Annotated in this window: 13 protein-coding genes; 9 read left to right on the forward strand and 4 right to left on the reverse strand. The window is 44.4% G+C overall.

Going from position 1 to position 22751, the window contains the following annotated elements:
• Positions 1–49: 49 nt before the first annotated feature.
• Positions 50–1858: a hypothetical protein gene (locus RIM23_RS21735; protein ID WP_446369229.1), complete on the reverse strand. Its 1809-nt coding sequence runs from the start codon at positions 1856–1858 to the stop codon at positions 50–52.
• A gap of 529 nt (positions 1859–2387) precedes the next feature.
• Between RIM23_RS21735 and RIM23_RS21740 the strand changes: the two genes are divergently transcribed.
• The 4 genes from RIM23_RS21740 (at position 2388) to RIM23_RS21755 (ending at position 11335) form a co-directional block, all read left to right on the forward strand.
• Positions 2388–7955 carry a trifunctional serine/threonine-protein kinase/ATP-binding protein/sensor histidine kinase gene (locus RIM23_RS21740; protein ID WP_446369231.1) on the forward strand — a complete coding sequence of 1856 codons (5568 nt, stop codon included), beginning with the start codon at positions 2388–2390 and terminating at the stop codon, positions 7953–7955.
• A gap of 229 nt (positions 7956–8184) precedes the next feature.
• Entirely contained in the window at positions 8185–8580 is a 396-nt protein-coding gene (locus tag RIM23_RS21745; protein WP_446369233.1) for a response regulator, read from the forward strand.
• 89 nt (positions 8581–8669) lie between these two features.
• On the forward strand, positions 8670–10820 hold the full coding sequence (locus tag RIM23_RS21750; RefSeq protein ID WP_446369235.1) for a PAS domain S-box protein: 2151 nt from the start codon (positions 8670–8672) through the stop codon (positions 10818–10820).
• Between the two features lie 236 nt (positions 10821–11056).
• Entirely contained in the window at positions 11057–11335 is a 279-nt protein-coding gene (locus RIM23_RS21755) for a hypothetical protein (protein WP_446369237.1), read from the forward strand.
• 359 nt (positions 11336–11694) lie between these two features.
• Here RIM23_RS21755 and RIM23_RS21760 read toward each other — a convergent pair whose 3' ends face one another.
• Positions 11695–11835 carry a hypothetical protein gene (locus RIM23_RS21760; RefSeq protein ID WP_446369239.1) on the reverse strand — a complete coding sequence of 47 codons (141 nt, stop codon included), beginning with the start codon at positions 11833–11835 and terminating at the stop codon, positions 11695–11697.
• Positions 11836–11914: 79 nt separating this feature from the next.
• On the opposite strand from RIM23_RS21760, the gene sfsA reads away from it, so the two are divergent.
• On the forward strand, positions 11915–12676 hold the full coding sequence (sfsA, locus tag RIM23_RS21765; RefSeq protein WP_446369241.1) for a DNA/RNA nuclease SfsA: 762 nt from the start codon (positions 11915–11917) through the stop codon (positions 12674–12676).
• 298 nt (positions 12677–12974) lie between these two features.
• On the opposite strand, the gene RIM23_RS21770 is transcribed toward sfsA, so the two are convergent.
• Complete coding sequence (locus tag RIM23_RS21770; RefSeq protein WP_446369243.1) at positions 12975–13907, reverse strand: Rpn family recombination-promoting nuclease/putative transposase; 933 nt, start codon at positions 13905–13907, stop codon at positions 12975–12977.
• Positions 13908–14387: 480 nt separating this feature from the next.
• On the opposite strand from RIM23_RS21770, the gene RIM23_RS21775 reads away from it, so the two are divergent.
• Positions 14388–15839, forward strand: a complete 1452-nt coding sequence (locus tag RIM23_RS21775; protein ID WP_446369244.1) for a polysaccharide biosynthesis/export family protein — start codon at positions 14388–14390, stop codon at positions 15837–15839.
• 301 nt (positions 15840–16140) lie between these two features.
• Positions 16141–18495, forward strand: coding sequence for a GumC family protein (locus tag RIM23_RS21780; protein ID WP_446369246.1), 2355 nt, complete (start codon positions 16141–16143; stop codon positions 18493–18495).
• A 134-nt stretch (positions 18496–18629) separates the two neighbouring features.
• Here RIM23_RS21780 and RIM23_RS21785 read toward each other — a convergent pair whose 3' ends face one another.
• Positions 18630–19634, reverse strand: a complete 1005-nt coding sequence (locus tag RIM23_RS21785; RefSeq protein WP_446369248.1) for an NAD-dependent epimerase — start codon at positions 19632–19634, stop codon at positions 18630–18632.
• Between the two features lie 69 nt (positions 19635–19703).
• Between RIM23_RS21785 and RIM23_RS21790 the strand changes: the two genes are divergently transcribed.
• On the forward strand, positions 19704–20816 hold the full coding sequence (locus RIM23_RS21790) for a hypothetical protein (protein WP_446369250.1): 1113 nt from the start codon (positions 19704–19706) through the stop codon (positions 20814–20816).
• A gap of 17 nt (positions 20817–20833) precedes the next feature.
• Positions 20834–22612: a hypothetical protein gene (locus tag RIM23_RS21795; RefSeq protein ID WP_446369252.1), complete on the forward strand. Its 1779-nt coding sequence runs from the start codon at positions 20834–20836 to the stop codon at positions 22610–22612.
• The last annotated feature ends 139 nt before the right edge of the window (positions 22613–22751 follow it).

Consider the following 22751-nt stretch of genomic DNA (forward strand, 5'->3'; position numbering starts at 1 on the left):
TAACGACTCCGTTTAAAGTTTAGTATAGCGGAATTTCAATCCTAACCGTTTAGCGATCGCGTCTTTTTTGTAAGATACACTCTGCCTCTAGAACCATCAATCCCTGTGTCTCCCAAACAGCACAATTACTTCTCAACGATGCCAACACAGGTTGTTTCCCCGCTTCAAGTTTAGCGATGGCTTGATTTGCCGCAGGTTGGTACTGCATCAACCAAGAATCATTAGTAATTGATTCGGCTGTTAATGGTGTAGTCGGTAGCAGCCAAAAATCAATCCCGTATTTTTTGATAAACTCCTGGACAATCGCCAAATCTGGACTATATTGCGCTTCAATTAAATCTGACATCCGCTGCCGAAATTGGCGATAATATCCCCAATGATAGGGAATCGCATATTCGCGACCGACTAAAATTGAGCGTTGTGCATAAGTGGGTAAATTATTCGCTTCTTCCACTAAGGATGCAATTTGACTATCCTTGGGTTGCTGTTGAAAAAACTCATATAAGGTTGGGACATTACCACCAATATAAGCCGTCCAGGGAAACGTATTCAGAACCAAATGAGGATATCCCACGAGAGTAATCGCAATTAAACCTGTTAAACTCAGCGCCAAAGGTTTCGCCAATTTTGGAGAAATCTTGCTGACTGGGTTGGTAGTGGGCACTAAAGTGCCAGAAGCGCCGCCTCGCTGACGACAAACCTGAAAATTAGACTTAGCCGCCATCAAAACCGCGTCTAGGATTAGGGTGAGAACTATTGCCGCCGCCAGCGCGATCGCAATCCGCAGGCTATGCTGAGTATAACGGCTAGGCAGGTGCAGTTTGAATAGCAGAGCATGGGCGGCTAAAAATAAAATAGCTGACGCCAATAAGAACTTGAGAAAAACTCCCATATTCCCGGTTATCTGCTTGGCGAGGGGAAAGCGAGAGGGATAGCGTAACACAACGGGTAATAGCAAGCCCAAATAACTCAGAGGCGGCGCTAAGGCTGTATCAATGCGGATACCACTGCGTCCATTAAACCAGAATGACCAAGCATCGTTGATAAAAAAGCGAGTTCGCCCTTGAGATAAGAAATCGGGTAAACTTTTGGCTTGTGTAGCCGTGATCACCGGGGCAAATTCTGACAGACTAATCCTGTAGGGTAATAACACCGCAAACGCCACCGCCAAACCCGTGAAACAGAAGACATAATCGCGGCGATTGTGAGACACAGAGGGAAATTTCCGGTTAAACCGCCACAAGTGCAAAATTAGAAACGCCGCACAGACTAGCACTAATGAGGGATAGAACAATCCTAACAGCGCGATCGCGATTCCCATCCCCATCAGTGACTGGCGCATCCCATAATACAAAAACCCTAACAGTATAGGATAGATAAACGCCTTGGGAGTTCCCGATATCAACCCATCCTGCATCCACAGATTTTGATTCAGCAGTACAGATGCGATAAATCCAGTCAAAGGTATTGGTAACAATTGCACCGCCACGCCAAAACAGTAACCTGTGGTAACTAATCCCAAAACCAGGGGCAAAACTTTACTCAAAACAATCGGATCAATCCCAATCCCCGCCATGAAATGGTATAGGGCGCGATATCCTAATGGTGCAACCGATTGGAAATAATCGGCAATGATATCATTAGGAAATAACTCTGGGTCTAAAAATCGCCGCATCCAGAAGACATGCTGTCGCGCATCATCCTGTACCACGTATTGGCTGCTGAAGGCAAACTGAAGGGCTAAAATGCCGTAAAGCGTGGAAATTACCAGACTCAGCGTCAACCAAACAATCAAGTTATGCTTCGTTGTACCCGTGAGAAAACGGTGCAAATGGGTTATCCACATTCGGTCAATCAAAATGGTTTCGATTTAGACTACAGGGAAGCTAGTGCAGATGCAACATCTGGCGTCTGGAAGGACAAGAGTTTACGGTTGCTGTATTGTAAAGTATTACAAGTCCTATCGATGTATGATAGAAAAAATTAAAATCAAGCTGATTTTAAGAGTTCAATAATTCCTGAACCGAGTATAATTACTATACAACTGTGCCAAATAGAGGGAAGCCACGCTAACGCTTCATTTTAGGGTGTCATTTACCATTGCCTTTGCCAGGTGGGTTTCGCGATCGCTCTGTTATCGCTAACGTGAGTAGTATTTGCTATCCAAAATCGAGGGAAGCTACACTAACGCTTCATTTTAGGGTGTCATTTACCATCGTTGGTGAAGAGTCGGGGCGTTCGTCTACTCCCTAGGAGAACTCATAGAGTCACATTCAAAGCCCAGATTTTTCAGTTCGACGGCTAAATTTATATGCGACGGCTCTATTATTACCACATTACGTGGTGTTTGTCAACTCTAGACCCTCGATTTCCTATTCACACAGCCTATGACGAATAACACCGCCTTAAAAATTGCCAATTACCGCATTTTGTCCCGACTCTACGAAAGTGCCAATACCATAGTTTATCGCGGTATTCAACAAGAGGAAAACAAACCTGTCATTCTCAAACTTCTCAAACAAGACTATCCCACACCCCAAGAGTTGACTCGCTATCGACAAGAGTATGAAATCACCCACCATCTGAATATCGATGGCGTGGTTAAGGCGTATAGTATCAAACCCTATCAGAGAACCTTAGTAATCATCTTAGAGGATTTTGGCGGTGAATCCTTACAGCAGTGGATGAGTAACCTGACAAAGACATCCTCGTCTCTACCCCTGCGGGACTTTCTCAAAATTGCGCTCACAATAACAGAAATTTTAGCACAGATTCACGCTGTTCATGTCATTCACAAAGATATTAACCCAAGTAATATTGTCTTTAACCCCGAAACCGGACAACTCAAAATCATTGATTTTGGCATCTCCACCCAGCTTACCCGCGAAAATCCCACCGTCAAAAATCCTCATGTCTTAGAAGGAACATTAGCCTATATTTCCCCCGAACAAACCGGGCGGATGAATCGTTCTTTAGACTATCGCACAGACTTTTACTCCCTAGGTGTCACCCTCTATGAACTGCTAACCGGAAAACTGCCATTTGAGACAAAAGATGCCATAGAATTAGTCCATTGTCATCTGGCAAAAGTCCCAACTCCTCCCCACGAATTAGTCGGGACGCAGCGAGGGGAAACCATTCCGCCAACCGTTGCGAATATTGTCATCAAGCTGATGGCAAAAACCGCCGAAGAACGGTATCAAAGTGCTTGGGGAATTGTCGCTGATTTGCAAACCTGTCTGAGACAATTAACTGAAACTGGAACAATTGAAGACTTTCCTCTCGGTTCTCAAGATATTTCCGCACAATTCCAAATTCCCCAAAAACTCTATGGGCGAGAAGCGGAAGTGGAAACCTTGCTCGCCGCTTATGATCGCGTCGCGAATCGAGACGACAAGGAAACCCAAAAATCCGCCGATCCCCCCATCGAGATGATGCTGGTGGCGGGGTATTCTGGTATTGGAAAATCATCCTTAATCGCCGAAATTCATAAACCTAACACTCGACTACGCGGCTATTTTGTATCGGGAAAATTTGACCAGTTTCAACGAAATGTTCCCTACTCGGCTATTGTCAGCGCATTTAAGGAATTGGTACAGCAAATTTTGACAGAAAGCGAAGCCCAGCTTAATCAATGGCGAGAAAAACTATTAGCCGCTTTAGGGACAAATGGTCAGGTGATTATTGATATAATTCCTGAAGTCGAACGGATTGTCGGTCAACAGCATGCGGTGCCAGAGTTAGGGTCACAAGAAGCCCAAAATCGTTTTAATATTGTCTTCCAAAAATTCATTCGGGCATTTTGCTCACCCGAACATCCGTTAGTTATTTTTCTCGATGATTTGCAGTGGGTAGACTTGGCGACGCTCAAGTTAATTCAACTGATTATGACTGATAGCGAGATACATTATCTATTCTTAATCGGTGCCTATCGGGATAATGAAGTCAGCGCGACTCATCCGTTGATGATGACACTGGATGGATTTAAAAAACAAGGATCGACGGTTAACTTTATTAAGTTATCTCCTTTAAAATTAGACCATATTAGCCAAATTATTTATGACACATTAAACCAAAAAAAACAATCCGCCCACCATTTAGCCGAACTGCTGATGAGCAAAACGGCAGGCAATCCATTTTTTGTGAATCAGTTTTTGAGGAATCTCTATGCTGAAAACTTAATCACCTTCAATCTTCAAGATTATCAATGGCAGTGGGACATTAATAAAATCAAGAAAAAAAATATTACCGATAACGTCGTAGAGTTGATGACAAATCGGTTAAGAAGGCTTCCCGATTCTACCCAGCAAGTTTTACAATTAGCTGCTTGTATCGGTGCCAATTTCAACTTGTCCACGCTGGCAATCGTCTGTGAAAAACCGGAGGATGTGATTTTCTCTAACTTAGTCACAGCCGTTCAATCTGAATTAATCATACCCCTATCTGAACTCAATCCAGATCTGCTGGTTCACGAGTATAAATTTTTGCATGATCGGGTACAACAAGCCGCGTATGCATTAATTGATGACTGCCATAAGAAAGAAATTCACCTAAAAATTGGTCGTCTGCTTTGGCAAAGTACTGACTCTGAAACCTTGTCTGAGAATATATTTGCAATCGTTGATCATTTGAATCAAGGAATCGTCAATACGGGTGAAAACCTATCGGGAGAAATTAGTCAGGATGAACGCCATCAAATCGCCAATTTGAATTTAATAGCTGGTCAGAAAGCCATAAGCTCAGCCGCTTATAGCGCCGCGTTCAATTATTTAACTGTGGGACGAGAACTTCTCGGTGCAGATAGTTGGCAACAGGACTATGACTTAACCTTAGCCTTATATGAAGAAGCCGCAAAAGCCGCCTATTTAAGCGGGAATTTTACGGCGATGGATGGATTAATTGAAGTCCTCCTGACCCATGCCAAAACCGTGCTGGAAAAAGTCAATGTGTATGAAGTCAAGATTCAAGCCATTGCCTCGCAAAATAATCTTAAAGAAGCCATTCATATTGGACTGCAAGTACTAAAATTACTGGGAATCAGCTTACCCAAAGAACCCAGTTTGGCAGATTTACAAAACGGATTAGCAGAAACGGCGGCGATATTGGTCGAATATGAGATTGAAGATTTAATTAATCTGCCGGAAATGACCGCCGCTGAACCTCTAGCCGCTGTACTAATTCTATCCAATTTAATTGCCGCTGCTTATATCGCCGCACCGGAACTTTTTGTTCTGATTGCCTCATCTATGGTTCAGTTATCAGTTAAGTATGGTAACGCTCCGTTGTCAGCATTTGGGTATGCCTGTTATGGATGTATTTTATTGGATCGTCAGCAAAATTTTGAGGCTGGATATCAATTTGGTAAATTAGCACTTAGTTTAGTGAATCAGTTTAATGCTCAGCAAGTCAAATGTAAAGTTTTAGAGGTGCTGGGCGCTCATAATTTGCATTGGAAAGAGCATTTTAGTCAAACTGTACCCATCCTGATTGAGGGCTATCACAGTGGGGTAGAAACGGGAGATTTTGAGTTTGCGGGGTATTGCGCCTTTTATACCTGCGATCATTTATATTTTAGTGCGGTTGAACTAACACAGGTGGAACAAGAAATCGCCACCTATAATCAGGCGGTGCGGCAAATTCGTCGGGAAAGTCCATTTAATTGGACGGCAATTTTTTTACAGGCGGTACAGAATTTACGGGGTCAAGGAGAAAATCCCACGCAGTTAACGGGGAAGGCGTACAATGAAGAGAAATCATTACCCCGGGCGCTGGCTGCAAATGACCGCACAGAACTGCATTTATTTTATTTGAATAAGCTGATTCTGTGTTATCTATTTGGTGAGTTTGAGCAAGCGGTGAAAAATGCGGTTTTAGCCGAACAGTATTTAAACGGGGTTACGGCGATGATTGTGATTCCGATATTCTATTTTTATGATTCTCTCGCCCATCTTGCCATTTTTTCTGAGGCGACATCGGTACAAAAACAGGCGTTGATTGAGCGAGTTAACGCCAATCAAGAAAAAATGCAGATTTGGGCAAAGCATGGTGCGATGAATCAGCGCCATAAATTTGATTTAGTTGGAGCCGAAAAAGCGCGAGTTTTGGGTGAAGTGGTTACGGCGATGGAGTTATATGAACAAGCGATTAAAGGGGCGAGGGATAATGGCTATATTCAAGAGGAAGCCTTAGCTTACAATTTAGCCGCAATTTTTTATCAGAATCGGGGGATGGACAAGTTTGCTCATACTTATATTAAAGAAGCCCATTATGCTTACACGCGCTGGGGGGCGACGGCGAAGGCGAGAGATTTGAAAGCCCAGTATCCCCAGATTTTTGCTCCATCTTCTCGTGTCAGTTTTATCACAGAAACTCGCACGACGGTGAGTAGTATTTCCGGGAGAAATCAGTCAGAATTAGATTTTGCGACGCTGATGAAAGCCTCTCAAGCCATTAGTAGTGAAATTAATCTGAATAAGTTACTGGCGGCTTTGATGAAAATTTTAATTGAAAATACGGGAGCGCAAACGGGAGTCCTTGTTTTAAATAAATCGGGACAATGGGTGATTGAGGCATCGCTAAATGTCGAGACTAATCAAGTCAAAGTTTTGCAATCTCTACCGTTGAAAAATAACCTACCTCTATCGATTATTAACTATGTCACTCATACCCAAGAAACCGTAGTCAAAACCAATGCGGCTAAGGTCGGCAAGTTTACCAACGATCCTTATATTCAAACCCATCAAACCCAATCGATTTTGTGTGCGCCGCTACTGAATCAAGGTCAACTCAGTGGTATTGTTTATCTGGAAAATAATCTAACCACAGACGCCTTTACCCCAGACAGACTGGAAGTTTTACAACTCCTATCCGGACAAGCCGCGATCGCGATCGACAATGCCCGACTTTATCACAATCTAGAACAAAACGTTGCCGCACGCACCCAAGAGTTAAAAAACACCCTCGACTCTCTCAACGCCACGCAAGATGAACTGATTCAATCGGAAAAAATGGCAGCCTTGGGACAATTAATCGCTGGGATTGCCCATGAAATCAATACACCTTTGGGAGCGATTCGTTCCTCAGCCGGAAATATTTCTAAATTTTTACGCCAAACCTTGGAACAATTACCCACACTTTTTCAATCATTATCTTCAGAAGAAGGGCAGGATTTTCTCAAAATGTTGCAACGTTCACTCCAAAACGAATCGAATCTAACGGCGAAAGAAGAACGAAAACGGCGGCGAGTATTAATTCGTCAATTGGAAATTGAAGATATTCAGGATGCTGATACCATAGCCGATACTTTAGTTGATATGGGGATTTATAACAACATTGAAGAATTCTTCCCTCTGTTGAGACACCCCCATAGTGCCCACCTCTTAGAAACGGCTTACAAACTATCTGGATTACAACGGGGGACTCAAACCATCAATATAGCAACTGAACGAGCCTCTAAAGTAGTATTTGCATTAAAAAATTATGCCCGTTATGATCAATCAGGAACAATGATTCCGGCGAACCTAACAGCAGGCATTGAAACAGTGTTAACCCTCTATCAGAATCAACTAAAGCATGGGATTAATGTGAGCCGAAACTATGAAGAGTTACCACCGATATTATGTTATGCAGATGAACTCAATCAAGTCTGGACGAATCTGATTCATAATGCTTTACAGGCAATGGATAATCAGGGAACATTAACCATTGATGTCAAGGGGCAAGACCAACAGATAAAAGTTAGTATTACCGATAGTGGGAAAGGAATCCCTCCAGAAATTATAAGCAAAATATTTCAGCCATTTTTTACTACTAAGTTAGCTGGAGAAGGAAGTGGATTAGGGCTCGATATTGTGAAAAAGATTATTGAAAAGCATCAGGGACAGATTGACGTTGAATCCATTCCAGGTAAAACCACTTTTACTGTTTCATTACCTTTTCGGACGGCGGGAGACTAAAGCAAGAAGACAGAGGACAGAAGGAAACGGGAGCATATCATCTTTGTAGGTTGGGTTGAGGAACGAAACCCAACTCCAGATTAGCCTGTTGGGTTTCGTTCCTCAACCCAACCTACTTGAACGTTTTATGCGAAACTGACATACTCCCGAAGGAAACGAATAATAATTGTTTAGATAGACTTGATAAAGGACAAAGGACAAATGACCAATAACAAAGGACAAATGCCCAATGAATAAACCCGTCATTTTGTGTGTTGATGATGAAAAAGTCGTTCTCAAAAGTCTGAAGACTCAACTCAAAGAAGCCTTTGGGGATGCTTATACTTATGAACTTGCCGAAGCGGCTGATGAAGCGTTAGAATTAATTGATGAGCTTGTTGAAGAAAATGTGAGCATTATTCTGATTGTGTCGGATTGGTTAATGCCGGGAATGAAAGGCGATGAGTTTCTGGTTCAGGTTCATCAGAAGTTTCCCCATGTCATTAAAATTCTGCTGACAGGTCAAGCGGATGCAGAGGCGATTGAACAAGCAAAAAGGAAAGCAAACCTGCATTACTGCTTATACAAACCGTGGTCAGAAGCAGAATTAGTGGAAATCATTAAATTAGGATTATCTCAACTATAAGTTATTTATAAATTATCCAGCCAAGCCGATAATTCAAACCTAGTAAAAAATCCTTGTGACTTCTGCGTGACGGTATAGGTAACCTAAGTATGACTAAACAGGTAATTATTTGTGTCGATGATGAGAAAACAGTACTCAGAAGTCTAAAAACTGAGCTTAAGGAGGCTCTTGGCAAGAATTATTTGATTGAAATTGCGGAAGCAGCAGAAGAGGGATTAGAGTTAATGAAAGAACTCTTAGAAGATAACTATGAGATTCCGTTAGTTATCTCTGACCATATCATGCCAGGGATGAAAGGTGATGAACTATTAAGGTGTGTTCATGAACTTTCACCTAAAACGCTAAAAATTATGCTAACCGGACAAGCTGATCTTGAAGCCATAGGCAATGCAATTAATTATGCTAAACTCTATCGTTATATCGCTAAGCCTTGGCAGGCTTCAGACCTAATTTTGACAGTAAAAGAAGCAATCAATAGTTATCTTCAAGATAAAAAACTGGCTGAACAAAATGCCCAACTTAAACAGTTGAATCAGGATTTAAAACAATCTGTCAAATTACTCAGTGCTAGTGAGCTAAAATTTCGGGCAATTTTTAATCATACATTTCAGTTTACGGGGATGCTGAGTGTTGATGGAATCGTCCTAGAAGTAAACCAAACTGCCCTTGATTTAGGTGAGTTACATTTAGATGATGTGGCAGGAAAACCCTTGTGGGAGTGTTACTGGTGGACTATTTCCTCCCAAACTCAATCTCAGTTAAAATTAGCCATTTCTCAAGCTGCTAGCGGTAAATTTATCCGTTATGAAGTTGATATTTTTGGCGAACAACGGCGCATTGCTACGATTGATTTTTCGATTAAACCGATTATTGATGAAAATGGTAGTATTGACTTTTTGATTGTTGAAGGTCGAGATATTAGCGATGTCTATTATGAGCTGCGTTTACGTAAACAAGCTGAAGCTGCACTGGTGAAGGCAGAACAAAAATATCGCTCTATTTTTGAAAATGCCCAAGAAGGAATCTTTCAGATTGCTCTCGATGGCAGTTATCTCAGTGCTAACCCCGCTTTAGCCCACATCTACGGCTACGATTCCCCCCAAGAATTGATCACAATCCTTAACAGTATTCAGCATCACTTGTACGTTGATCCCCGTCGGCGTCAGGAATTTATGACACTTATGCAGCAGCATGGTGTTGTGTGTGAGTTTGAGTCAATGATCTGCCGCAAAAATGGCACAATTATCTGGATTAGTGAGAATGCCCGTACTGTTTATGATGCGTCTGGAACTCCACTTTACTATCAGGGCTTTGTGGAAGATATTACATCTCGCAAACAAGCGGAGGCGGAGCGAATTAAGTTCACAAATGAACTGTTTCAACTCAATCAATCTTTTTCCCGTTTTGTCCCCAGTCAATTCTTACAGATCTTAAATAAAAAAAGTGTCGTTGATGTAGAATTAGGCGACCAAGTCCAGCAAGAAATGTCAGTCCTTTTCTCGGACATTCGTGATTTTACCACCCTCTCGGAACGGATGAATCCTCAGGAAAATTTCAAGTTCATTAATGCTTTTTTAAAGCGGATGGAGCCAGCCATTATCGAACATCATGGCTTTATTGATAAATATATGGGCGATGCGATTATGGCACTATTTAGTGGTATTGCTGATGACGCGGTTCAAGCTGGAATTTCTATGGTACAGCGGTTGTATGAGTATAATCTGCGTCGTCTGCAATCGGGTTATACGCCGATCAAAATTGGCATTGGTATTAATACCGGCTCGTTGATGCTGGGTACAGTTGGGGGAAAACACCGGATAGATAGTACGGTGATTAGTGATGATGTTAATTTAGCGGCTCGCTTGGAGGGACTAACGAAACAGTATAAGGTGTCGTTATTAATATCAGGACAGACGTTGACTCGTTTACATAACCCAACGGAGTACAGCCTCCGCTTTGTGGAGCAGGTTAAGGTAAAAGGCAAGTCAAAAGCGGTGGCAGTTTTTGAAGTGTTTGATGGAGATTCATTAAAAATTAAGGAGGGCAAGTTAGCCACAATCTCAATTTTTGAAGAAGGGTTGTTTCTCTACGCCAAGCAGGCGTTTGGCAAAGCGAAACAGCGGTTTGAAGAGGTTTTGAAAATTAATCCCCAAGATACGATTGCTCAAATTTATCTTAACCGTTCCCTGGCGCAACTCCAGCAAAAGGGGGTTTTTTTGACCATGAGGGATGAGGGATGAATTTTGGTGAAGATATCTAGGGTAGAAGAAGCAGGTAGAGACGCGCCATGGCGCGTCTGGGGAGCTGGGGGAGACGTGAGGGTGGAACTATGGCGATAAAAAATTAAATTAGAGCTTATTTATTGCCGTCTTGGGTTTTAAGGTAACTTTAATTTTGTCCAACTACTTAGATATATTAGATATAATAGAGAGTAGAGAGCAAAATTAATTTGAACTCAGTCAACTGAGAGAAATCAATGCGGAAAACCGTACTTGTCGTTTTATTTATTTTAGGGCTAGTATTATCAACTACTTTCAGACTAGCTCCAGCGCAAGCTACACTCCCTGATACCCAAGTTTATACATGGGATTTTATTCGCCCCGGAAGCCAGCAATTAGTTTGTAAGCAAATTACTATCCATCCGGAAAAGGAGGTTGTTTCCCAAACCTCGCACCATAAATCGGTAAAGATGTCCTCTAAATCTACAATTGTTGAGGAGCGTTATTGTTCCCGTTTAACCAAACCGCCTGTATAGCAGGAATCGGTGTCACAATAGGTAATGTAGAGACGTAGGATGCTACGTTTCTACTAGCGTTTCAGCCTAGGCTTAAATCCCCAGTTATACCAAATCCGCAGGGGGAGCATGTCAGGGACAGCACAGAACTCTCAAGTAGGTTGGGTAGAGCGTAAGCGTTACCCAACTGGCTCTCCCTGGAGTTGGGTTTCGTTCCTCAACCCAACCTACAAAGGTGACATGCTCCCATCCGCAGGTTCTCTCGAATAAACTAGCAGGATAACCCAAATTCTCTGGAGTTTTATGGTCAGTTTTTTCCAAAAGGTTATCGGTAAAACCCGCCCCGGAGAGAACTAATGGGAAACTTCTGCTGTGAAGGTTTAACCTCGTGTCATTTTGATATGATCCATAATCTGTTGCTTTTTAGCATCTGAAGTCATTGAAAAGCCTCGCTGAGGAATCGTAATCGAGCGTTTGATGTGTTCCATGATCCGCTGTTTCCGTTGGTCTGAGTTAGCCATTTTGAGTCCATTGAATGTCACTGCATGTTAAGTTATTTTAATATACTTATTAAGTAATGTGAACAGTTCACTTAAATTAATGGACGATAACTCCGATTGGATTTACACCTACCCGCCACTAGAGACGGGGACTTTACTCAGACGCTATAAGCGGTTTTTTGCCGATATTCAGCTTACATCAGGGGAAACAATCATCGCCCACTGTCCGAATACTGGTCCAATGACAGGGGTTTCCACTCCTGGAAGTTTAGTTCAGGTATCTCACAGTAATAATCCCAAGCGAAAGTTAGCCTACACCTGGGAGATGATCCAAGTCAATGACACCCAACCGACTTGGGTAGGGATTAATACCGCACTCCCGAATCGGGTGATGAAGATTATCCTGGAACAAGGGCTAATCCCGGAATTAGCCAATCGCTACAGCCAAATTCGCCCAGAAGTGGTTTATGGTGAAAACCGGAAAAGTCGGGTTGATTTTGTACTGACGGGGGAGAATGAAGCGCCTCCCATCTATTTGGAAGTCAAGAATACGACTTGGGCGCAGGGAACCTTAGCCTTATTTCCCGACACTGTTACCACAAGGGGACAAAAGCACCTGCAAGAACTCCAGAAGTTATTGCCCCAAGCCAAGGCGATCATGCTTTATTTTATCAATCGGGGGGACTGCGATCGCTTTAGCCCGGGTGACAGTACTGATCCCGTTTATGGCAAACTCTTGCGAGAGGCGGTTCTCCAGGGGCTTGAGGTGTTACCCTGTCGTTTTGAGACGAATCCCCAAGGGATTCGTTATTTAGGGCTAGCCGAGTTTGTTGTTGATTATGACACCGCATCCATCAGATGAGGGCGAGTCGAGTTCCTTTAATTCTCACGCCGCCTACGATATGCAGCGACTCGCCCCTACAACACACCACCCTATCATTAATTCTATCGGGTCGCCCCCCGAAGGGTATCAATAATTATCTGACATCGCATACATCAGATGAGGGCGAGTCGAGATACCTTAATTCTCACGCCGCCTACGATATGCCGCGACTCGCTCCTACAACCGCGATAATCCTGATAATCCCGATAATCCCGATCAATGAGCAGTTAGCAATATTCATGGCTTTCTCGATTTCTGGATAGGTATACTGCTTTTATTACCTGCCCTTTGTATTGTCTTGTAACCAAGCCGATACTTCCTCTAAATCGTTAAAATCTAAAATAGCATCACCTAGACCTTCTAATTCTTCAACAGACAAGTTTTGAATCTGATTAATGATTGCGGGCGGAATTGACCCGAACTGACGCTCCAGCAAACGTAATGTCCATCGGATTCCTTCTTCTACTCGTCCTTCTACTCGTCCTTCTGCTCGTCCCTCCTGCTTTGCCTTAACAATAAATCCCCGTTGATCTTCAAGGAATACCTCTCGCTTACGTAATTTTTCTAATTCCTCTACACTTAAATTCGCTTGGTTAGCAATATTCATGGCTTTCTCGAGTTCGGGAACCTGTCTAAACGTGGGTGGAATGACTTCCAAGCTGGGAGCTTCTTTAATAAAGTAAATCCATTTATCGGTTAAATTTTCTAAATCCTCAAGTTTTTTATTAAACTTAGGTAACTCCACAAAAATTAGCTCAACTTCTGGATCGGTATAGTCAAACAACTCCTGTTTTTCTTTCAAGCCAAAACGAGTCAGGAACCGCTGAGTCTGGTCAAACAGTTGGAAATCCGTTATCGTTAAGGCGATCGCGGGTTTAAGGTGGGAGTATCCTTCCCCATATTTTAATTGATTGGCATAAGTTTTTGTCAGGTTATAAATGACGCGCTTTTCAAAGGACGCCACGTTCAGCACCTGCATTTCGATTAACACGGTTGAGCCGTTATCCAGGACAGCTCTGACATCAAGATAACTATCTTTTAAATCGACAACATCCCCAGGATTGTACGGATCAATAATTTCTAAATCCTGAATCACCGGATTGGCATTATAAATCAGGGCATTTAAAAAGCTAATTAAGATGTCTTTACTGTCGTTCGCTCCAAATATTTTCTTAAAAGCAAAGTCGGTTTTGGGACTGATAAATATCATAGTTTTAATTCATTAAAAAATTAGAAATTGAGATAAAGCTTAACATATTTTTCTGATCTGGCTGGGTTTGTCATCCGCCCGCGATCGCGAATTAGGAATACCCGCCAATACTACTGTAAATTCAACTATACAGGACGAGCCATAACGACTCCACCACTTTGGGATAGATTGTTCTGTGAAATTTATCCTAGCTGCCACAGTTTATGCTCTACTGAAATTATATTAGACAGTGTTTGGAGTGTCCTCTAAGTCTTGCCGATACACTTGTTTATTGTCCGTTCCCTGAAAGTCGTGTGACACTTGAGGATAGCGAGTATCGACTCTAACGTTCTGCGGGTATGAACTTTTTCGTGCCAATTAGCTTCAACGGTAATGGGAGCTAATCACGAATGAGCTAAGACATCTGTAATAAATATGACTAAACTGAGAATTAAAAGACCCATTGAGAGTTTTCGCACCATAGGGATCGGGAGGATCAACTTGAGCAAGCATTTAACACCATCTGTGGCAGGTTTAACCCTATTTGCCTTTTTTGCCGTAACCGCACCGCTTCCGGGAATAGCGCAAGTCCCCACATTTTCGCCCCCTGCACCCACGACAGTGACGAATCCACCACCCGATTTACCCTATACCCTAGGACCGGGCGATCGCGTGGGCGTGACGCTCTTTGATGTTCCAGAATACAGTGGGGAATACCAGGTTTTAGTCGATGGCACCCTCAATTTACCCGTTGCTGGCAGTATCGCTGTTGAAGGGTTAACCATTAATGCTGCCACTCAAAGAATTGCTGGGCGATACGCTCCCTATGTGAGACGCCCCTTAGTCACTCTAAGCCTGATTGATGCTCGCCCCCTAAAAATTGCGGTCGCCGGGGAAGTCAGTCGTCCGGGTTCCTACAGCGTCACCCTCAACGAAGGACAACAATTTCCCACCGTGACTCAAGTAGTTCAGCTTGCTGGGGGAATTAGTCGCTCGGCTGATGTGCGAAACGTACAAATCCGCCGCCGGATGAACCCAGCTACCCGACAAACCTATACGGTTAATCTCTGGGACTTATTGCAAAATAGTGATCTATCCCAAGACGTGACCTTGCGGGATGGTGATGAAATCTTAATCCCCACCACCACCGGCATTGACCCCCTGGAAAGCCGTCAACTGGCAACAGCGAGTTTTTCACCAGAGGCGGTAAAGCCGATTAAAGTTGCCGTTGTGGGGGAAGTGGTGCGCCCAGGTCCTTATACTGTGACAGCCGCCACATCGGGAGCCGCTACGGCTGACAGCGCCCGTGGTGGTAGTGGCGGTGGCAATAACAATAACAATACAGAACCGCCAACGGTAACTCAAGCCATCCAAGTGGCGGGGGGCATTACTCAATCTGCTGATATTCGTAACGTGGAAGTGCGACGCACTACCAGAGATGGTACTGAGCAAGTACTTGTCATAAATCTGTGGGAGCTTTTACAAGAGGGAGATCTCTCTGAAGATGTGATTTTGCAACAGGGAGATACGATTAGAGTCCCCGAAGCCGAAACCCTGACAGCTTCAGAAGCCACGGAATTGGCATCAGCAAGCTTCTCGGCGGCAATTATCAATGTAAATGTGGTGGGAGAAGTCGAGAAACCGGGTGCAGTCTCCGTCCCCGCTAACGCCCCCTTGAATCAAGCCCTGCTAGCGGCGGGCGGATTTGATAACCGTCGCGCTCGTAAGAGTTCTGTGGAGTTGGTTCGTCTCCAACCGAATGGTACCGTTAGAAAACGGGAAATCGAGGTGGATTTTACTGCCGATGTTAACGATCAAAGTAATCCGCCATTACGCCCCAATGATGTGATTATCGTCAGACGTTCCGGTTTGACCAGAGTCACGGATACTTTGGGAACAATTGTCAGTCCGATTGGCAGCGTGTTCTCTGTGTTTAGATTTTTTGGATTTTAGAGCGTAGGTTGGCTGCTGTAGAGACGTGCCATGGCACGTCTCTACAGGAAAAAGGGGAGATATTGTCGCTTCTGTTACCGTTTTTGAGGAATTTCAGTAGATAATTGGATGACTGAATCGGTGTTCTAGGACAGATAGGGAATCAAGAGTTGATGGTTAAGGACTGATTCCCTACTCCCATCAAATTTGTAAATTTCAGCGGGATTGGTGACGATTTTGAGCCAACCTGATACACAATTAAACAAGGTAAAATGATTTTTTGACTAACGCGCTCAATCCACGCAGAAGGAGTAGGGGGAAGATGGAGATTGGTCAGATTCAGGAACCATTATCACCCAATGGCAATGGGAAACACCCAAAGTATTCACCACCGCTAGTCTACCGGACTCCACCTCCGGAACCTGAGCCTGATGAATGGACATTGCGCCAGTTGGTCAACGTGATTCGGCGTCGTGCTTTAGTCATTGCTGGAGTCGCGATCGCGGTAACATCGGGGATCAGTTTTTGGACGTTGAATCAGACCCCTAAGTATGAGAGCAAGTTTCAACTGCTGGTTGAACCGGTTACGAAGGAAGGAGACTTAGACAGACTCACGGAAGTGGTGGGTGGCGGTGATGGACGGAATTCGGCACTGGATTACGATACCCAGATTCAGGTGTTACGCTCTCCTCAGCTAATGGACGCTATTGTCCAGGAGATCCAAAAGCACTACCCAGAGGTGAGCTATGATTCCTTAATGGGTCAGCTCATCGTTAGCCGACTGGGGGAAACCAAAATCCTAGAAGGGCGTTATCGGGATACTGAGCCGGAAAGAGTGCGGCGGGTTTTACACGAAGTCGCCAGAGGATATCTGCGCTACTCTTTACAAGAGCGACAACTGAACCTGAAACAGGGAATTATGTTTGTCGATGACCAGTTACCCATGCTGCGCGATCGCGTGAATAAGCTGCAAGGACAACTGCAAGACTTTCGCCAACAACACAACCTCCTTGACCCGGAAATCCAAGCCCAAGAGTTATCCCAACGGGTAAGTACGATTGAACAGCAGCAGTTACAAACTCAGGTTGAGTATCAAGAAACCCGATCGCTTTATAATACCCTTCTACAGCAGTTGGGATTATCACCCCAACAAGCCGTTGCCACAGTTACCCTCAGTGAAGCCCCTCGCTACCAACAGTTACTCAACCAACTCTCGGAACTTGAAGCCCAGATTGCCCTAGAATCGGCACGGTTTACGCCCCAAAGTCCCACGATGCAAGCCTTACGCCAGAAACGGGATAATCTCTTACCTTTACTTAGCCAAGAATCCCAAAAGGTGTTGGGCGTCAGCCTAAGTGAGGCTGGGGTGTCCGGTGCTTCCCCCAATTCAATTCGCACAAACTTGACCCAGCAACTGGTGCAAGCGACTAATCAACTGCAAGTCTTGCAAGTAAAACAAAGTGCGATCGCGCGAGCCGCTCAACTGCTCAACCTCCAGGTTAAACAAATCCCCGTCATCGCCCGCCGCTACACAGATTTACAGCGAGAACTCCAAGTCGCCACCGATAGCTTAAATCGCTTTCTGGCGGTGCGGGAAAATCTGGAAATTGAAGCCGCCCAGAAAGCCTTACCTTGGCAGATTATTTTAAAGCCGCAAGTCCCCCAAGTCCCCGTGTGGCCCAATACCAAGCGTAATATCACATTGGGTGCGATCGCGGGGTTATTGTTGGGCATGGGTGTTGCTTTGCTGATCGAACGTTTGGATAATGTCTTCCATTCTCCCGATGAACTCAAAGAGTTAACCAAACTTCCCCTACTGGGCATTATCCCCTACCAAAAACAACTCAAACAGATGATGTCTACGGCAAACCTAACCCAGACGACATCAGCGCCCCCTTCCCCCAACCCGCGAAAATCTCGCCGCCCATCCCGAAACTACAATGCTTCTCCTTTTTTAGAATCGTTCCGTTCGCTCCAGACTAATATTCGGTTTCTGGGTAGCGATACGCCCGTTCACTCCATCATTGTGAGTTCAGCCACCCCCTCAGAAGGAAAATCTACTGTTTCCGTCCATCTCGCCCAAGCCGCCGCCGCCATGGGTCAACGAGTTTTGCTGGTGGATGCGGACTTACGACGCCCTCAGGTTCATCACTATTTGAACTTAGATAATCAAGTCGGCTTAAGTAATGTCATCGCCACGGGACTAACCGCGAAACAGGCAATCCAACGCATACCGATGTGGGATCGGTTGTATGTCCTCACCGCCGGTCAAGTCCCACCTGATCCGAGTCGTCTTCTGTGTTCCAAGAAGATGCAACATTTAATGGAGCAATTTCATGCGGTTTTTGACCTGGTGATTTACGATACACCACCTGTGTTAGGACTGGCTGATGGTCGTATCTTGGCGGCTCACGCTGATGGTGTAATTATGGTGGTTGGTTTGGGTAAGAGCGATCGCTCCGCATTAATGCAAGCCTTAGATAGTATGAGAATTTCTAACGCTACCGTGTTCGGAGTGGTTGCCAATGGCGTTAAAGGGTATACCACCCGGTCTTACTATTACTATCACAATCACTATGGCACCGAATCCGATATTCTCAAAGCCAAACAGCTTTTGCTCAAACGGATGGAGGAAAACATCCAGCCGGATGACGAAATCGAAAAAGAAGGGGAATGAAAAAGGTTCTCTTCAAGTCCCTGGCTAGTCAAGAATGGCACTTGTGTAGGGGCGGGTTTTACGACTATCTTTTCTGTTGCAAAAAGATGTGACTAAACCCGCCCCGATTCAATCTAAATCATTGACAAAATAGACTAAATCTTGTAATAAGACCGATACCATTGAACAAATTGTTCCACACCCACTTCAATGGGCGTATTTGGTCTAAATCCCACATCTTGGATTAAATCATCCACATCCGCATAAGTAATCGGCACATCTCCCGGTTGCATGGGTAGCATATTTTTCACAGCGGTTTTGCCCAAAGATTGTTCTAGGGTTTCGATGAGTTGTAGCAGTTCAATCGGTTGATTATTGCCAATGTTGTAGAGTTTGTAAGGGGCAGAACTTCTCGAACCAGGTGAAGCATTTCCTGAAGCTTTCGGCTGCGGAATCTTACCCATGACTCGCACCACACCCTCGACGACATCATCAACGTAAGTAAAATCCCTTTCCATCCGACCATAGTTAAACACATTAATCGGCTGCTCGGCGAGGATAGCTTTGGTAAATAAAAATAGTGCCATATCGGGACGATACCACGACCCGTAGACAGTAAAGAAGCGCAAGCCGGTTGTGGGTATGTTATACAGATGACTATAGGCATGAGCCATTAATTCATTCGCTTTCTTGGTGGCGGCATAGAGGCTAATGGGAGAATCGACATTATCCTGTACCGAAAACGGCACTTTTGTATTCGCGCCGTACACCGAACTCGATGAGGCAAACACCAGATGCTTAATCTGTGCATGGCGACACCCTTCCAGGATATTGGTAAAGCCCACTAGGTTACTATCCACATAAACGTAGGGGTTTTTCAGGGAATAGCGAACACCCGCCTGCGCCGCCAGATGGACGACAAACTCAAAAGATTCTTGGGCAAATAACTGGGCAATTCCCTCTCTATCGGCTAAGTCTAGTTTATAAAAGCGAAACCCAGGTTGGTTCTCCAGTTGCGCCAGTCGGGCTTGTTTGAGGGAGACATCATAGTAAGCATTCAGGTTATCCAGTCCAATTACGGTATCACCTTGGGCAAGTAAGCGTTGACTGAGGTGATATCCGATAAAGCCGGCTGCACCTGTAACTAAAACGTTGACCACACTTTAATTCCTCTTGTAAACTTCGGGATTGGTTAATTTATCGCGTCCGCCTCGACAAATCAACGGGTTATGTGGCAGAGCTATTCACAAGACGCTGACACTACTATACTCAGCAACAATTATGCTTTAATTCTGGGAAGTATCACGCCAGTGACCAACAAGATGATATCAAGCCATTCCATACAAACCAATCCGGTTAATCAAGAACGAACCCACTGGAAGCAAGTCAGCGTTCAAATTTTGGTCGTAACTGCATTTCTCAGTTTGGGATTCTTGCTGGATGGCAATATGGGTGACAAAAATGAAGTCGATATTTTACCCTTTGCCAGACAGTATGCTGACCCAACTTGGATTCCCGGAGACTGGTATCTCAATCAGCCTCCGGGCTATCGCATACCATTCCTGGCATTTTTTGGCTCAATGGCGGCGGCTTGGGGGTTTTTAGCCACGTCTTTAATCGGGCGGCTGTTGTGTTACACCCTGATGGCTTCAGGGTTAGTCTTTCTGGGTCGAAAGCTGGGGTTGAGTTTGCCCTTGCTGCTGTTGGCGGTTGGTTTGTTTTTATATGTGGATGACCATCAAGGGATAGTTGCCCGTGAATGGTTTGTCGGAGGGGTTGAGCCGAAAGTTGTGGCTTACGGTCTATTGCTGTTCGCCATTGGGCTGATGTTAACGGGTTGCTATCGCGTGATGGCACTTCTTTTGGGGCTAGCCACATTATTTCACACTCTTGTCGGGGGTTGGGCGTCTCTGGTGATAGGAGGATGGTTGCTCCTCAGACGCCACCGCCATTTTAGAAGTATTCGGTATCTGGGTTCCATTGTGGGGATTTATCTGATAGCCAGTGCGCTATCGATTTACACGATTCTAGAACATTTATTGACACTTAGTCCCACAGGTGCTGTAGAACCGTCCTATGTTTATGTATTCATCCGCACTCCTCACCACCTGAATCCCCTGCATTGGTCACAACAGTGGTGGATTAAACTGGCTGTGTACTTGTTGGTGTTGGCGCTGAGTGTGGGAGTACTGCGGCGCAAGCAACAGTCTTCAGAAAATGCTGTGCGGATGGGACTGGCGGAGTTTACCCTACTGACGTTGATACCTTTTGGCTTAGGACTTGCGATCGCGTATCGAAATTCGCGCTATATTCTCTATGCTAAGTCTTTAGAGCGAGTATGACGAATGACAAATGACGAATGACGATAAGAGCCGTTAACTTTAATTTTTCCCACCTACTGACTGGCAAAGTCTCTCGCACTCAGCAGGTGTTTTGGTTGAGTTTAAGCTTGACTTTTGCGGCTATTTATGCATATCCGGCACTACTAAACGCCTTGAGTCATGACTATATTGTCCAGGATGATGCGCGGCAACATGTTTTTTGGATGCGTCGGTTTCTCGACTCACAGTTGTTTCCTGGGGATTTGATTGCCGATTATTTTCAATCGGTTGCACCGTGGGGATATGCTACATTCTATCGGCTCTTTGCCGCAGTAGGAATTGATCCAATGGCTTTAAGTAAGATTTTACCCTTGGGGCTGGGATTAGTGGCAACTGTCTACTGTTTTGGCATTACTCTACAAATTTTGCCTGTACCGATTGCTGGGTTTATCGCGTCATTGCTATTGAATCAAAATCTCTGGATGAGAGATGATTTAGTATCGGCTACACCTGTAGCCTTTGTCTATCCTCTGTTTCTCGCCTTTGTGTATTATTTATTGCGACGGTTATTACTGCCAACTCTTGTCGCGATCGCGCTTTTGGGGTTATTTTATCCTCAGTGTGTCTTTATTGTCGCTGGATTGTTGATTGTTCAGCTAGGGCGGTGGGAACAAGGACGGTTTCGCTTATCTGTAGTGCGCTCAGATTATTGGTTCTGTGGGTGGGGATTAGGAGTTGCATTCTTGGTTCTCTTACCCTATGCTTTAAACTCTTCAGAATTTGGTTCTGTGATTACGGTGACACAAGCGAGGATGTTACCCGCTTTTTCGACTAAAGGATGGTCAAGTTTTTTTAATGCTGACCCTTGGAATTATTGGATTTGTGGTAAGCGCAGTGGTATGCTGCCAACGGAATGGTGTAGGTTGATGGCAAAGTATTCGATTCTTTTAGTACCGCCACAGGTTTGGGTGAGTTTTTCTTTGCCGTTTCTGTTGAAATATCCCTCTCGGTTTCCTTTGGTTAAACGGGTTAGTAGGGGTATTTGGCTGTTACCTCAGATGCTGCTGGTATCGATGGGTATGTTTGTCGCTGCTCATTTGTTTCTATTTAAGCTACATCTTCCTAATCGCTATACAGAACATAGTTTGCGAATTATGGTGGCGTTGGCGGCGGCTGTGGCGCTGACTATTTTATTGGATACAGTTTTACAGGTGGCTCAAACTAAAGGGAAACCGCTTTTGGCTATTGGGTTTACGGGGGTTTTGGCTGCCATTCTACTTTTTTATCCCAGTATTTTGCAAGCTAATGATTATCCTTTTCCGATTAGCCGTTACACGGTAGGTGATGTGCCAGAACTTTACAAGTTTCTGCAACAACAACCGAAAGATACGGTGATTGCTTCGTTAACCGAGGAAGCGAATAGTCTACCGACGTTTGCCCAGCGCTCGATTTTAGTGGGGGGGGAAGGATATGCGTTGCCTTATCATTTGGATTATTACAATGAAATTTATCAGCGGACGGTTGATTTGATTGAGGCTCAGTATAGTTTAGATGAGGGATTGGTGCAAGATTTTATTCGGCGGTATGGGGTGGATTTATGGTTGGTGGAACGAGGGGCGTTTACGCCGGAGTATGTGATGGGTAATCGTTGGATTCAAGAGTATGAGTCGGCGGCGATAGGGGCAAGGTTGAGTCTGGAAGGGGGAGGGGTTCCGGTTTTGGTGGAGAGGATGGAACGATGTAAAGTGTTTGATGGGGAAGGGTTGGTTGTTTTGTCGGCGGATTGTTTGAGAGATTCGTTATTAGTCCTTTTTTAGGTTAGATTTGTTGTCTCATTCTTTTATTTTTAACGCAGAGTAACGCAGAGGAACGCGCAGAGGAACGCAGAGTTTTTTGCGGTATGTTAATATTACCTCTTACCCCTCTAAAAGATACTTCGCCTGGGTAGTTACGGCT

Origin of the sequence: Coleofasciculus sp. G3-WIS-01 (assembly GCF_040223135.1) — a bacterium.
In the GTDB taxonomy this organism is placed as follows: domain Bacteria; phylum Cyanobacteriota; class Cyanobacteriia; order Cyanobacteriales; family Coleofasciculaceae; genus Coleofasciculus.